The following is a 13,771-nucleotide window of genomic DNA, read 5'->3' as shown; positions in this document are numbered from 1 at the left end:
CCTGGCCGCCCCGGGCGCCGTCGCGACGACGAGCGCCGCCGAGCCCGGCGTCGCCGCCCACTACGGCGAGCCCTTCCGCGAGCAGCGCGCTCTCGCCGCGGGCACCGCGCTCGTCGACCTCTCCGGCCGCGGCGTCGTGACCGTCACGGGGCCGGACCGCCTCACCTGGATCGACTCGCTCACCAGCCAGGCCGTCTCGCGCCTCGCTCCCGGCGCGTCCGCCGAGACGCTCCTGCTCGACCCGACCGGCCGGATCGAGCACGTCATCCGCCTCGTCGACGACGGCGAGACCGCCTGGCTCCTGCTCGACCGCGACGAGACGGCCGGCCTGGCCGCCTGGTTCGACCGGATGCGCTTCATGCTCCGCGTCGAGGTCGCCGACCGCACCGACGACTTCGCGACCCTCGCCGCACTCGGCGACGGGTCGGCCCTGACGCTCGCCCTGTCCCTGGCCGAGGAGCCCGTCGTCTGGAGCGACCCGTGGTCGCAGGTCCAGCCGGGCGGCTGGCAGTACGCGCTGACCACAGAGCACCCCGGGGCCTCCTGGGAGCTGCGCGAGGTCCTGGTCCCGCGAGCGGCCCTCGAGGCCCTCGCGGAGACGGCCGTCGGGAGGGGCGTGGCCCTCGCCGGGGTCGACGCCCTCGAGGCGCTGCGCATCGCCGCCTGGCGCCCGCGCCACGCGACCGAGGTCGACGAGCGGTCCATCCCGCACGAGCTCGACCTCCTCCGCTCGAGCGTGCACCTCGCCAAGGGCTGCTACCGGGGCCAGGAGACGGTGGCGAAGGTGCACAATCTCGGCCACCCGCCGCGGCGCCTGGTCCTGCTGCAGCTCGACGGCTCCGACTCGGTCCTCCCCACCCACGGCGACGTCGTCACGGCGCTCAAGGGCGGCGAGCCGGTCGAGGTCGGCACGGTCACCTCCAGCGCCTGGCACTACGAGGACGGACCGGTCGCCCTCGCGGTCGTCAAGCGGAGCGTCCCGGTGGACCTCGAGCTGACCGTGCTGGCCGGCGACTCGCGCGTGGCCGCGGCCCAGGAGGTCGTGGTCCCGCCCGGAGCCGGAGCGGAGGCGGGAGTGCCCCGCCTGCCCCGCCTCGGGGCGACGACCAGGTAGGCCACGCCGTGGTGGCCGCACGTCCCGCCGAGCGGGGCCGGGCGGCCGAGCGGCTGCGCGGTCTCGTCCGGACCCCCGAGCTGAGTCCCGCGCGCGCCCTCGCCCGCGCGGGGGCGTCGCTCCCCGCAGTGCTGCAGATCGTGCTCGCGGCGACCCTCGCCTACTCCGTCGCGCACTTCCTCCTCGGGCACCCCGCGCCGGTGCTGGCGCTGACGGCCACGATCTCGAGCCTCGGCATCGCGCGCGACACCCGCCCCAAGCAGGTGGCCGAGACAGCGACGGGGATGCTCATCGGCATCACGGCCAGCGAGGTCCTGCTCCTGCTGTGGGGGAGCGGCGTCTGGCAGCTCGCCGTCGTCCTCGCGATCGTCTTCACGCTCGGCCGGGCCCTCTCGCCCTCGCCGGGGTTCGCCGTGGCCGCCGGGACCCAGGCGATGCTGGTGATGGTCCTCCCCGCACCGGACGGAGGCGTCTTCACCCGGAGCGTCGACGGCCTGATCGGCGGGCTCGCGGCGCTGCTCTGCACGGCGATCGTGCCCCGCCCGCCGCTGCGCACAGCGCGGGCCGAGGCGCACCGGCTCCTCACCGCGCTCAGCCGGACCGTGGAGGAGCTGGCCGAGGCGCTCCGCCGGGGCGACTCCTCGGCGTCCACCGCGGCCCTCGAGCGGATCCGCGGGACGCAGCCGGTCATCGACGGCTGGACCGCGGCGCTCGACTCCGCTACCGGCGTCGCCCGGATCTCGCCGTTCGTCCGCCGGCACCGCGGCGAGCTCTCCCGCCAGGCCGTGATGCTGTCCGCGCTGGATCTCGCGACCCGGAACCTGCGCATCGTCGCGCGCCGCACCGACTTCCTCGTCGGGGACGGCGCCCCGCGGCCGGCGCTCGCCGGAGCGGTCGCCGCCCTCGGCCCGGGCATCGCGCTGCTCGGCCGCGCGGTCGCCGATCCTTCGGTGCTCGCCCTGGCGCGTCAGGACCTCGTGCTGCTCGCGACCACGCTCGACCCCCAGCGGCTGATCCCGGAGGCGCGCCTCGCCGAGAAGACGGTGCTCGTCCTGCTCCGCCCGCTCGTCGTCGACCTGCTCACGGCGACCGGCGCCGCTCCCGCCGAGGCTCGGGCCGCCCTGCCCCCGCTCGCCTAGGGCTCAGGAGGTCGGGTGCTCAGGTCCGGCGCTCAGGAGGAGGGGGCGACCGCCTCCCACGCGACCGTCACCTCGCCCAGGCGCCAGCGCCGCGGCCCGCCGAGGACCGGCCACTCCGGCCGGAGGTCCCGGACCGCCGCGATCCAGCGCTGACCCGGACCGTAGACGGCGAGAGGGGCGTTCAGCGTCCACGCCCGCTCGAGGGAGGAGAGGAAGGCGTGCACGCCCTCGCCGGGCACGTTGCGGTGGATGAGGGCCTTCGGCAGGCGCTCGGCCGCCGTCATCGGCGAGGGGATCGCCGCGAGCCGGAGCGAGAGGGTCAGCGAGCGCGGACCCTCCCGGCCGACCTCGATCCAGGTGCAGATGCGGCCGATCTCGTCGCAGGTGCCCTCGACCAGGACGCCGTCGGGCTGCAGACGGTCCGTCATCGTCGCCCAGGCTCCCTGAACCGCGTCCTCGTCGTACTGGCGGAGCACGTTGAAGGCGCGGATGACGCCCGCCCGCCGCCCCGCGGGCAGGGGCACCTCGAAGCCGCCGCGCTCGAAGCGCACGCGCGCGTCCGCGGGGAACGGCGTGCCGCCCTCCCTCACCCGGGCGAGCTGGCGTCGAGCGGTGTCGACCCGGGCGGGCTCGATCTCGAGGCCGAGCACCTCGACGTCGGGCGCGGCCCGGACGAGCCGGCGGTGCAGCTCGAGCGTGGTGACCGCGCTCGCCCCGAAGCCGAGATCGACGACGAGCGGGGAGGCGGTGCTGCGCAGGACGGGCAGCTCGGCGAGCCGGCGGTCGACCCGGCGGAGGCGGTTCGTGCCCGTGGTTCCGCGGGTGACGGCTCCGATGGGCATGCTCTCCAGCGTATCCGCGGGCGAGGGGGCCGCCTCTAAGCTGGACGCATGTCCGAGACCTACACCCTCATCCTCGTGCGCCACGGCAACAGCGAGTGGAACCAGAAGAACCTCTTCACCGGCTGGGTCGACGTGCGCCTGACCGAGCAGGGAGTCGCGGAGGCCACCCGCGCCGGCGAGCTGCTGACCGAGGCGGGCCTGCACCCCGACATCGTCTACACGTCGCGCCAGACCCGTGCGATCCAGACCGCCAACATCGCCCTCGAGGTCGCCGACCGCCTGTGGATCGACGTCAAGCGCTCCTGGCGCCTCAACGAGCGCCACTACGGCGCCCTGCAGGGCAAGGACAAGGCGCAGACCCTCGCCGAGTACGGCCCCGAGCAGTTCCAGACCTGGCGCCGCTCCTTCGACGTGCCGCCGCCCCCGCTCGACGACGACGACCAGTACTCGCAGGCGCACGACGAGCGCTACGCCGACCTCGGCGACGCCCTGCCCCGCACCGAGTCGCTGAAGCTCGTGATCGAGCGGATGCTCCCGTACTGGGAGTCCGACATCAAGCCGGACCTCGCCTCGGGCAAGACCGTCATGATCACCGCGCACGGCAACTCCCTCCGCGCGCTGGTGAAGACGCTCGACGGCATCTCGGACTCGGACATCGCGGAGCTCAACATCCCGACCGGGATCCCGCTCGTCTACGAGCTGAACGAGGACTTCGAGCCGATCGGGGAGGCGCGCTACCTCGACCCCGAGGCCGCGGCCGCCGGTGCCGCCGCCGTCGCCGCCCAGGGCGCCAAGAAGTAGCACCGCCCCGCACGAGTGAACGGCCCGCCCGAGTCCTCGACTCCGGCGGGCCGTTCCCGTAGCCCCGGAGGCGGAGCGCACGGACACGTCCGGCCCGCAGGAGGCGATCGTTCCTGCGGGCCGGACGGTGAGACGGGCCGGAGCCCGAGGTGTCGACTAGGAGTAGTCGCCCGAGATCAGGTACTGGACCTTCTTGGCGATCGACACGGCGTGGTCGGCGAAGCGCTCGTGGTAGCGGCTGGCGAGGGTCGCGTCGACGGTGTCGGCGGCCTGGCCCTTCCACGCCTCGCTGAGCACCTTGTCGAAGACGCTGACGTGCAGCTCGTCGATCTTGTCGTCCTCGTCGCGGATCTCCTCGGCGATGCGCGGGTCCTGCGAGCGGAGCAGATCGGTCAGCTTGTGAGCGACGACCACGTCGAGGCGGCCCATCTCGACGAACGTCGGACGCAGGCTCTTGGGGACCACCTTGTCGGGGAAGCGGTAGCGCGAGAGCTGGGCGATGTGCTCGGCGATGTCGCCCATCCGCTCGAGCGACGCGCTGATGCGCAGCGCCGAGACGACGATCCGCAGGTCGCGGGCGACCGGGTTCTGCCGGGCGAGGATGTCGATCGCGAGCTCGTCGAGGCTGATGGCCAGCTCGTCGATGCGCGCGTCGCTCGCGATGACCTCCTCCGCGAGGGTGACGTCGGAGTGGTTGAACGCCTGGGTCGCCTTCTCGATGGCGATCTCGACGAGTCCGGAGATCTCGACGAGTCGTTCCTGGACCTCGGCCAGCTCCTGCTGGAAAACTTCGCGCATCTGTGTTCGACCCTCTCTACGGCGCACGCGGACGACGGCGCCGGATCTGCGGCGAGCACCTCGCACGCCGCTGCGACTGCACTCCGTGGGCGCAGGCGCAGTCATGATGACCACGGCAGGTTAACGGACGGTGCCGGGCGTTTGAACAGTACTCGACCCCCGGAGGATCGACGGGCGTCCGGTAGGGGGACGCCCGGTGGATGGTTAGCCTGGGTCCGTGGATTCGGGCTTGATCGTGGTTCTGTCGCTCGTTCTCGGTGTCGCGATCGGGATCCTACTGACGACCGTGCTCACGCTCGCCGCCCGCCAGGGCCGCATCGCGCAGGACGTGATCTCGGTCGGGCTCCCCGAGGGGATCGAGGCGATCATCGACGCCGTCGGCTCGCCCGCCTTCGTGACCGACCCGTCGCACAACGTGCTGAAGGCGTCCACCCGCGCCGTCGCGCTCGGCCTGGTCTCGCAGGACACGCTGCTCCACCCCGACCTCGCCGCCATCGTCGACCGCGTCCGCCGCTTCGGCGACGACATCGTCCAGGACCTCGAGCTCGCGACCAGCCCGCTCTCCGACGCCGCCGTGACGCTCGTCGTCCACGCGACCCGCCTCGGCTCCCGCTACGTCCTCGTCATCGCCGAGGACCACACCGAGGCGCGCCGGCTCGAGGCCGTCCGCCGGGACTTCGTCGCCAACATCTCCCACGAGCTGAAGACCCCGATCGGCGCCGTCGGCCTGCTCGCCGAGGCCCTCGACTCCGCCGCCGACGACCCCCAGCAGGTGCGCCGGTTCGCGCACCGGCTGACCCAGGAGTCGCACCGCCTCGCGAAGATCACGCGCGAGATCATCGAGCTCTCCCGCCTCCAGGCCGCCGACGTCGCCGGCTCCGCCGAGATCATCCGCGTCGACGACGTCGTGACGGCGGCGCTCGAGACCACCCACGTCATGGCGGAGTCGCACGACGTCACCCTGGTGAAGGGCGGGATGAAGAAGGCCTACGTCGTGGGGCAGGAGAAGATGCTCGTCTCGGCGCTGCACAACCTCCTCGCCAACGCCATCCAGTACTCGCCCGCAGGCTCCCGCGTGGGCATCGGCGTCCGCTCCACCGGCGGAGTCGTCGAGATCGCCGTCACCGACCAGGGCATCGGCATCCCGGAGGAGGACCTCGACCGGGTGTTCGAGCGCTTCTACCGCGTCGACCAGGCCCGCTCCCGCCACACCGGCGGCACCGGCCTCGGCCTCAGCATCGTCAAGCACGCCGTGCAGAACCACGGCGGCGACGTCCGCGTCTGGTCAAAGCCCGGCCGCGGCTCCACCTTCACCATCCGGCTCCCCGAAGCCGACCCCGCCCGGACGCCCTTCGCGGCGACCGCCCCGATAGGAGAACACGCGTGACCAGCATCCTGCTCGTCGAGGACGAGAGCGCCCTCAGCGAGCCCCTCAGCTACCTGCTCGAACGCGAGGGCTACGACGTCACCGTCGCCGAGGACGGCAACCGCGCCGTCGCCGCCTTCGACGAGGGCGACTACGACCTGATCCTCCTCGACCTCATGCTGCCCGGCATGCCCGGCACCGAGGTCTGCCGCGAGATCCGCACCCGCTCCTCCGTCCCGATCATCATGGTCACCGCCAAGGACTCCGAAGTGGACATCGTCGTCGGCCTGGAGCTCGGCGCGGACGACTACGTCACCAAGCCCTACTCCACCCGCGAACTGCTCGCCCGCATCCGCGCCGTCCTCCGACGCCGCACCGAGGAGCCCGGCGAGGAGCGGATCGTCGTCGCCGGCCCCGTCCGCATGGACATCGAACGCCACACGGTCGAAGTCGACGGCGTCGAGACCCCGATGCCCCTCAAGGAGTTCGAGCTCCTCGAGATGCTCCTCCGCAACGCGGGCCGTGTCCTCACCCGCGGCCAGCTCATCGACCGCGTCTGGGGGAGCGACTACTTCGGCGACACGAAGACCCTCGACGTCCACGTCAAGCGCATCCGCTCCAAGATCGAGAAGACGCCGAAGGAGCCAGTGCTCCTGGTTACTGTCCGCGGCCTCGGCTACCGCTTCGACGCTTGATCGCGGGTCCTGGCGGGGCGATCTGCGGCGTTGTCGTCGGTTGCGATACCGCTGGTATCGCGCCCTCCTCCGCCTTGCAGCTCACCCCGCCAGGACCCGCGATCAACCCTGTGCTGGAGGGGTGAGGTGCGGGGCCGTCGCTGCGCGACGAGCCGGATGGGGTAGGGCCGTCGCTGTCGGACGAGCCGAGGGGGTGGGGCCGTCGCTGTGGGACGAGCCGAGGGGGTGGGGCCGTCGCTGCGCGACGAGCCGTTGAGGGTGGGGGCGTCGCTGCGCGACGAGCCGGGCGGGGGCGTCGCTCAGGGCGTGGTGGTCGAGTGGTCGGCGGAGTGGGCGTATCGAGACGCGCGCAGCCGGACGTCGCGCGAATGGTGGTCGAGTGGCCGACGGAGTCGGCGGATCGTGAACTGCGGGGACGACGAAGGGCCGCCCACCGGGGTGGACGGCCCTCGAGGGCGGAGGGGGCTACTCCGCGGTGGGAGCGTCGACGCCGGGCTCGGCGGTCGGAGTGGGGAGCGCGGTCCGGGCGGGGTCGGCCGTCGGGGTGACGGTCGGCGTCGCGGAGGGCGCGGGGGTCAGCGTCGAGTAGGCCTCGAGGGCGTTCGTCAGGACGGGGACGAGGAGCTCCTTGCCCTGCTCGGAGCCGTACTGGAAGTAGACGGGGAGCAGGCCGCCGGGGATCGTGTCGATGTCGTCCATCTGGACGGCCTCGGTGCTGTCGGGGCGGACCTCGGTACGGCCGGGGACGGCGTCGACGGTGTCGCTGGTGCGGCCCGCGGAGCCCTCGTACTGCACCTCGACGCTCAGCGCCTCATCGGTGGAGTTCACGAGCGTCACGATCAGGGTGCCGGCCTCGCCGTCGTCCGAGACGATCATCGCGTTGCGGATGGCGAGATCGCCGATCGTCGCGCCGACTCCGTCGCTCGGGTCGTAGATCTTGCGCGTCGCCTGCGGGGCGACGAGGTTGCAGCCGGCGGTAGCGAGGGCGACGCCGACCGCGAGAACGACGGATGCAGCGATACGCGCCTTCACAGGAACCTCCAGATCGTCGGCCCCGCTCGCCCCGGACAGGGCGACTTCACTGTGCACGAGCCGACACCAGGCTAGCGTAGCGAGCACCGCGGCTCCGCCCGTCCGGACTCCCGTCCCGCTCGGCGCGCATGGTAATCTGTCCGCCGCTGAAAGGACGTCGCATGCAGTTCGAGGTCGGAGAGACGGTCGTCTACCCCCATCACGGAGCCGCCACGATCGCCGAGGTGAAGACCCGGACGATCAAGGGCCAGGAGAAGACGTACCTGAAGCTCCGCGTCGCGCAGGGCGACCTCGTCATCGAGGTGCCCGCCGACAACGTCGACCTGGTCGGCGTCCGCGACGTCATCGGCCGCGATGGCGTCGAGCGCGTGTTCGAGGTCCTGCGCGCCGAGGTCGTCGAGGAGCCGACCAACTGGTCGCGCCGCTACAAGGCAAACCTCGAGAAGCTCGGGTCCGGAGACGTCGTCAAGGTCTCCGAGGTCGTCCGCGACCTCACCCGCCGCGACCGCGACCGCGGCCTCTCGGCGGGGGAGAAGAGCATGCTCGCCAAGGCCCGCCAGATCCTCGTCTCCGAGCTCGCCCTGGCCGAGAAGACCGACGAGGACGCCGCCTCCGTGCTCCTCGACGAGGTCCTCGCATCCTGAACGGTCCGGCCGGCGCGCCGACCGCGGCCGTCGTCGTCGTCGCCGCCGGCAGCGGCACGAGGCTCGGCCGCGAGCGCCCCAAGGCCTACGTCGACTGCGCGGGGAGGACGATCCTGGAGCGCAGCCTGCGCACGGTGCTGCTGCTCGCGGAGCCGGTCCAGATCGTCGTCGTGGCTCCCGCCGCCCTCCTCGAGGAGACGGCCGCTCTCGCGCACGCCGCCGGAGCCCCGGACGGCTCCGTCAGCGTCGTCGCCGGAGGCGCCAGCCGCCAGGAGTCGGTCGCTCGGGGGCTCCGGGCGCTCGGCCCGGCCGTCGAGACGGTGCTCGTGCACGACGCCGCCCGCGCCCTCACGCCCGTCGACCAGTTCGAGCGGGTGATAGCGGCGGTCCGGGAGACGCGCGGTGGAGTGATCCCGGGTCTGCCGGTCACCGACACGATCAAGCGCATCCGCGCCGACGGCGGGATCCTCGGCACGGTCGACCGCTCCGAGCTCGCCGCGGTGCAGACGCCGCAGGGCTTCCCGCGCGCGCTCCTCGACGAGGCCTACGCCTCGGCGGAGGAGGACTTCACCGACGACGCGGCGCTCCTCGCCTCGCGCGGCGGTCGCTCGATCGTCGTCGCCGGCGACCCGCTCGCCTTCAAGATCACCACCCCCTGGGACCTGGCCCGCGCCGAGCAGGTGCTCGCACCGCCGCCCGTCGTCGTCGTGCCGCGCGTCGGCATCGGCACGGACGTGCACGCGTTCGACGACGCGTCGCCGCTCTGGCTCGCCGGGCTGCACTGGCCGGGGGAGCGGGGCCTGTCCGGGCACAGCGACGGCGACCCGGTCGCCCACGCGATCTGCGACGCGCTCCTGGCGGCGGCGGGTCTCGGCGACATCGGCTCCCGCTTCGGCACGGCCGACCCGCGCTTCGCGGACGCCCACGGCGAGGTCTTCCTCCGTGCGACCCGCGAGCTGGTGGAGGCCGCCGGCTTCGCCATCGGCAACGTCTCGGTGCAGCTCATCGGCAACCGCCCGAAGTTCTCGCCGCGGCGCGAGGAGGCGCAGAGGCTGCTCTCGGACCTGCTCGGCGCACCGGTCAGCGTCGCCGCCACCACCTCGGACGCGCTGGGCTTCACCGGCCGGGGCGAAGGGGTAGCCGCGACCGCGACGGCACTCGTCCTCCCCACCCCCGCTGTCACCCGGTAGTCCCCGGGCGGAGCCGCCGACCCGGCCGGGAGCGGTCCGCCCGGTAAACTCGCCCGCGTGACTCTGCGACTGCATGACTCGAAGGCCCAGGCCCTCGTCGATTTCGTCCCCCTCCGCGAGAACGAGGTCGGGATGTACGTCTGCGGACCCACCGTTCAGTCCTCGCCCCACATCGGGCACCTGCGCTCCGCCCTCGCCTACGACCAGCTGCGCCGCTGGCTGGCGTACCGCGGCTTCCAGGTCACCCTGGTGCGCAACGTCACCGACATCGACGACAAGATCCTCGCCATCGCCGAGGACGCGCGGCGTCGGGTGCCCGAGGGTGCGCCGGTCGAGCAGTGGTGGGCGCTCGCCTACCGCGTCGAGCTCGAGTTCACCGCCGCGTACACGGCCCTCGGCATCCTCCCGCCGACCTACGAGCCGCGCGCGACCGCGAGCATCGCCGAGATGATCACCCTCATCCAGACCCTGATCGAGCGCGGTCACGCCTACCCGGCGCCCGACGACTCCGGCGACGTCTACTTCGACACGCGGTCCTGGCCGGACTACGGCTCGCTCACCCACCAGCGCCTCGAGAGCATGGAGGCGGCGACCGACGCCGACCCGCGCGGCAAGCGCGACCCGCACGACTTCGCTCTCTGGAAGGGCGCCAAGCCGGAGGAGCCCGAGTCGGCCGCCTGGGCCTCGCCGTGGGGCGCCGGGCGCCCCGGCTGGCACATCGAGTGCTCCGCGATGTCGACGAAGTACCTCGGCACCCAGTTCGACATCCACGGCGGCGGGCTCGACCTGCGCTTCCCCCACCACGAGAACGAGCTCGCCCAGTCCAGCGCCGCCGGCCACGCCTTCGCCAGCTACTGGCTGCACAACGGCCTCGTGTCCGTCATCGGCCAGAAGATGAGCAAGTCGCTCGGCAACTCGGTGTTCGCCTCCGAGCTGCTCGAGGCGGCCCGCCCGCTCGTCGTCCGCTACTACCTCGGCTCGGCCCACTACCGCTCCACCCTCGAGTTCCACGACGGGGCCCTCGAGGAGGCCGAAGCGGCGCTGGAGCGGATCGAGGGCTTCCTCGAGCGCTCCCGCCGCCGCCTCGACGGCACGCGGTTCGCCGCGCTCGGCGAGCCGGTGGTTCCGGAGGAGTTCGCCGAGGCGATGGACGACGACCTGTCCGTCCCGCAGGCCATCGGCGTCCTGCACGAGACCGTGCGCGCCGGCAACGCCGCCCTCGACGCCGAGGACCTCGGCTCCGTCTCGGCCCTGCGCACCCAGGTGCTCGCGATGGCGGCCGTGCTCGGCATCGACCCGGAGGCGCCCGAGTGGGCGCGCTCCGACGACGAACCCTCGTACCGCGCGCTCAGCGTGCTGGTCGACCGCCTGGTCGCCGAACGCCAGACCGCGCGCGAGCAGCGCGACTGGGCGAGCGCCGACCGCATCCGAACCGATCTCGCCGCGGCGGGAATCACGATCGAAGACACCCAGACGGGTGCGCATTGGAGTCTCGATGGCGAATAAGCCCGGCCGCCCCGGAGCGGTCCGAAAGAAGAGCAAGGGCAAGGCCGTCGGTTCCGGCGGTCAGGGCCGTCAGGCCCTCGAGGGCAAGAAGCCCACGCCCAAGGCCGAGGACCGGCCCTACCACCCCGCAGGCAAGGCGAAGCTCGCGCGCGAGCGCTTCGTCGCCGCAGGCGGCAAGGGCCGCCCCGGCGGAGCCCTCTCCGCGGCCGCCCGCGGACAGGGGCGCCCCGCTCCGTCGCGCAAGCCCAAGAGCGGCGACGACTTCGAGATGGTGACGGGCCGGAACTCGGTCCTCGAGGCGCTGCGCGCCAGCATCCCGGCCACCACCCTCTACCTCGCGACCCGCATCGAGATGGACGACCGGGTCAAGGAGGCGCTCAAGATCGCCACCGCCCGCGGCCTTCCCGTGCTCGAGGTCATGCGCCCGGAGCTCGACCGCCTCGCCGGCCCCGACTCCGTGCACCAGGGCCTCGTGCTGAAGGTGCCGCCCTACGAGTACGCCCACCCGAGCGACCTGCTCGAGCGCAGCGTCTCCCGCGGAGCGGTCCCCCTCCTCGTCGCCCTCGACGGCATCACCGACCCGCGCAACCTCGGAGCGATCATCCGCTCCGTCGCCGCGTTCGGCGGACAGGGCGTCATCGTCCCGCAGCGCCGCTCCGTGGGCCTCAACTCCGCCGCCTGGAAGACCTCCGCCGGAGCCGCCGCACGCATCCCCGTCGCGATGGCGTCCAACCTCACCGCCATGATCAAGGACTTCAAGCGCGCGGGCGTCTTCGTCATCGGACTCGACGGCGACGGCGACGTGATGCTCCCCGGCCTCGAACTCGCCGACCGGCCGCTCCTCGTCGTCGTCGGCAGCGAGGGCAAGGGCCTCTCCCGCCTCGTCACCGAGCAGTGCGACGCCGTCGTCTCCATCCCGATCAGCTCCGCCACCGAATCCCTCAACGCCGGGATCGCGGCGTCGGTCGCGCTCTACGAGATCTCCAAACTCCGCTCCGCCTCCGAGTAGCGCGGGCGCCGGCACGGCGATCTGCGGCGTTGTCGTCGGGCGCGATACCGCCGGTATCGCTTCCTCCTCCGCCTTGCAGCTCACCGCGCGGGCACCGGCACGGCGATCTGCGGCGTTGTCGTCGGGCGCGATACCGCCGGTATCGCTTCCTCCTCCGCCTTGCAGCTCGCCGCGCCGGCACCCGCGCTACGGGTCTGGATGTCAGAGGCGCCGCCTGCGGCGAGCGGACCGAGTGCGCCGCCTGCGGCGAGCGAGCCGGGGGAATGCGAAGAGGGCCCGTGCTGACAGCGCGGGCCCTCTTGCGGTGGTGGGGGGTCAGACGTTCTTCGTCCAGTCGACGTCGGCGTCCTCGTCGGTGAGCTCGGCGTCGCCGGACTCGTCGAGGACGAGGTTCGGGAGGGTCAGCGCCTCGGTGGGAGGAGCGATGACCGTCGCCTCGTCGCGGCGGTGACGCAGGATGTCGTTCACGTAGGCGGTGACCGCCTCCGCCAGGGGGACGTCGCGCGCCTGCTGCTGCGACATGAACCATCGGTGCTCGAGCAGCTGGTGGAACATCTCGGCCGGCTCCAGGCGGCCCTTGAGATCGCGGGGGATCGAGCGGATGACCGGCTCGAACACCTGCGCCAGCCACTCGTGCGCCACCATCTCCTCGTCCAGGCCCTGCTTGTCGTAGGTCGCCGTGTACGAGTCGAGGTCGTTGAGCAGGCGCCGCGCCTGGTTCTCCTGCGCGTCCAGCCCGGTGAGACGGAGCAGCCGCCGCTGGTGGTGGCCGGCGTCGACCACCTTCGGCTGGATCCGCACCGTGGACCCGGCCTCGTCGGTCTTGATCGCGAGCTCCTCGATGTCGAAGCCGAGCTCGTTCAGCCGGTTCACGCGGTCGTTGATCCGCCAGCGCTCCGAGGTCGCGAACGACTCGGCACCGGTCAGCTCCTTCCAGAGGCTGCGGTACGCCGCGACGATGCCGTCAGAGACCGTGATCGGGTCGAGGTCGTCGTCGACGCGACCGCCGGCCTCGAGGTCGAGCAGCTCGCCGGCGATGTTGACGCGGGCGATCTCCAGATCGTTCTCGCGCTGGCCGTTCGAGAGGCCGCCCGAGTAGAGCTGCCCGGTCTCCGCGTCCACCAGGTAGGCGGCGAAGGCGCCGGCATCGCGCCGGAAGAGGGTGTTCGAAAGGGACACGTCGCCCCAGAAGAAGCCGATCACGTGCAGGCGGACCAGGAGGAGCGCCAGCGCGTCGACCAGGCGGGTCGCCGTGTCCGGCCGCAGCGTCTGCGAGAAGAGCGCCCGGTAGGGGAGCGAGAACTTGAGGTGACGGGTGACGAGCACGGCGGGCAGGGCCTCGCCCTCGTCGTCGGTGCGGTTCGTGATCACCGCGCCCGGAACCACGCACGGCACGTCGAGGCGCTGCAGCGTCTTCAGCATCTCGTACTCGCGCCGCGACATCTCGGCGGTCGTCTCCTTGACGGCGACGACGTGTCCGGAGAGGTGGGCGAAGCGGACCGTGTGCCGCGAGATGCCCTTCGGCAGGGCGGCGATGTACTCGTCGGGCCAGTCGTCGAGCCGCAGGTTCCACGGCAGGTCGAGCAGGGCCGGGTCGACGGTGGCCGAGGTGATGTTCAGGGAGCCGGACATGGT

The 13,771-nt window shown here is 72.6% G+C and carries 13 protein-coding genes; 9 read left to right on the top strand and 4 right to left on the bottom strand.

Annotation, left to right across the window (positions count from 1 at the left end; translation table 11 throughout):
- The first annotated feature begins 1 nt into the window (after position 1).
- Entirely contained in the window at positions 2-1,114 is a 1,113-nt protein-coding gene (locus GSU40_RS12040; RefSeq protein WP_244229675.1) for a folate-binding protein, read from the top strand.
- An 8-nt stretch (positions 1,115-1,122) separates the two neighbouring features.
- Positions 1,123-2,253, top strand: a complete 1,131-nt coding sequence (locus GSU40_RS12035; protein WP_104227265.1) for an FUSC family protein — start codon at positions 1,123-1,125, stop codon at positions 2,251-2,253.
- Between the two features lie 32 nt (positions 2,254-2,285).
- Here GSU40_RS12035 and GSU40_RS12030 read toward each other — a convergent pair whose 3' ends face one another.
- Entirely contained in the window at positions 2,286-3,095 is an 810-nt protein-coding gene (locus tag GSU40_RS12030) for a class I SAM-dependent methyltransferase (RefSeq protein WP_160035125.1), read from the bottom strand.
- A 48-nt stretch (positions 3,096-3,143) separates the two neighbouring features.
- On the opposite strand from GSU40_RS12030, the gene GSU40_RS12025 reads away from it, so the two are divergent.
- Positions 3,144-3,896, top strand: coding sequence for a phosphoglyceromutase (locus GSU40_RS12025; protein ID WP_104224694.1), 753 nt, complete (start codon positions 3,144-3,146; stop codon positions 3,894-3,896).
- A gap of 156 nt (positions 3,897-4,052) precedes the next feature.
- Here GSU40_RS12025 and phoU read toward each other — a convergent pair whose 3' ends face one another.
- Positions 4,053-4,694, bottom strand: coding sequence for a phosphate signaling complex protein PhoU (gene phoU, locus GSU40_RS12020; RefSeq protein WP_104224693.1), 642 nt, complete (start codon positions 4,692-4,694; stop codon positions 4,053-4,055).
- 217 nt (positions 4,695-4,911) lie between these two features.
- Here phoU and GSU40_RS12015 point away from each other — a divergent pair, with 217 nt between their 5' ends.
- Both GSU40_RS12015 and GSU40_RS12010 read left to right on the top strand, forming a co-directional pair.
- Positions 4,912-6,081, top strand: a complete 1,170-nt coding sequence (locus tag GSU40_RS12015; protein ID WP_104224692.1) for an ATP-binding protein — start codon at positions 4,912-4,914, stop codon at positions 6,079-6,081.
- On the top strand, positions 6,078-6,755 hold the full coding sequence (locus tag GSU40_RS12010) for a response regulator transcription factor (RefSeq protein ID WP_104227263.1): 678 nt from the start codon (positions 6,078-6,080) through the stop codon (positions 6,753-6,755). Before GSU40_RS12015 ends, GSU40_RS12010 begins: the two co-directional genes overlap by 4 nt.
- 465 nt (positions 6,756-7,220) lie before the next feature.
- Here GSU40_RS12010 and GSU40_RS12005 read toward each other — a convergent pair whose 3' ends face one another.
- Positions 7,221-7,787, bottom strand: coding sequence for a hypothetical protein (locus tag GSU40_RS12005; RefSeq protein WP_104224588.1), 567 nt, complete (start codon positions 7,785-7,787; stop codon positions 7,221-7,223).
- A gap of 161 nt (positions 7,788-7,948) precedes the next feature.
- On the opposite strand from GSU40_RS12005, the gene GSU40_RS12000 reads away from it, so the two are divergent.
- The 4 genes from GSU40_RS12000 to rlmB are packed head-to-tail and all read left to right on the top strand — an operon-like array spanning position 7,949 to position 12,136.
- Positions 7,949-8,431 carry a CarD family transcriptional regulator gene (locus tag GSU40_RS12000; RefSeq protein ID WP_104226484.1) on the top strand — a complete coding sequence of 161 codons (483 nt, stop codon included), beginning with the start codon at positions 7,949-7,951 and terminating at the stop codon, positions 8,429-8,431.
- A complete protein-coding gene (ispD, locus tag GSU40_RS11995; RefSeq protein ID WP_160036225.1) occupies positions 8,425-9,621 on the top strand; it encodes a 2-C-methyl-D-erythritol 4-phosphate cytidylyltransferase in 1,197 nt (398 codons plus the stop codon). Before GSU40_RS12000 ends, ispD begins: the two co-directional genes overlap by 7 nt.
- A 57-nt stretch (positions 9,622-9,678) precedes the next feature.
- Positions 9,679-11,127 (top strand): cysteine--tRNA ligase, encoded by a 1,449-nt coding sequence (gene cysS / locus GSU40_RS11990; RefSeq protein WP_104258202.1) that lies wholly within the window; start codon positions 9,679-9,681, stop codon positions 11,125-11,127.
- Positions 11,117-12,136, top strand: a complete 1,020-nt coding sequence (gene rlmB / locus GSU40_RS11985) for a 23S rRNA (guanosine(2251)-2'-O)-methyltransferase RlmB (RefSeq protein WP_104224591.1) — start codon at positions 11,117-11,119, stop codon at positions 12,134-12,136. Before cysS ends, rlmB begins: the two co-directional genes overlap by 11 nt.
- Positions 12,137-12,451: 315 nt before the next feature.
- On the opposite strand, the gene GSU40_RS11980 is transcribed toward rlmB, so the two are convergent.
- Positions 12,452-13,768 (bottom strand): DUF4032 domain-containing protein, encoded by a 1,317-nt coding sequence (locus tag GSU40_RS11980; protein WP_104226481.1) that lies wholly within the window; start codon positions 13,766-13,768, stop codon positions 12,452-12,454.
- Positions 13,769-13,771 lie beyond the last annotated feature (3 nt).

This window comes from Rathayibacter sp. VKM Ac-2805 (genome assembly GCF_009834265.1).
GTDB lineage: Bacteria > Actinomycetota > Actinomycetes > Actinomycetales > Microbacteriaceae > Rathayibacter.
This window is presented reverse-complemented; position numbering and strand designations above follow the sequence as displayed.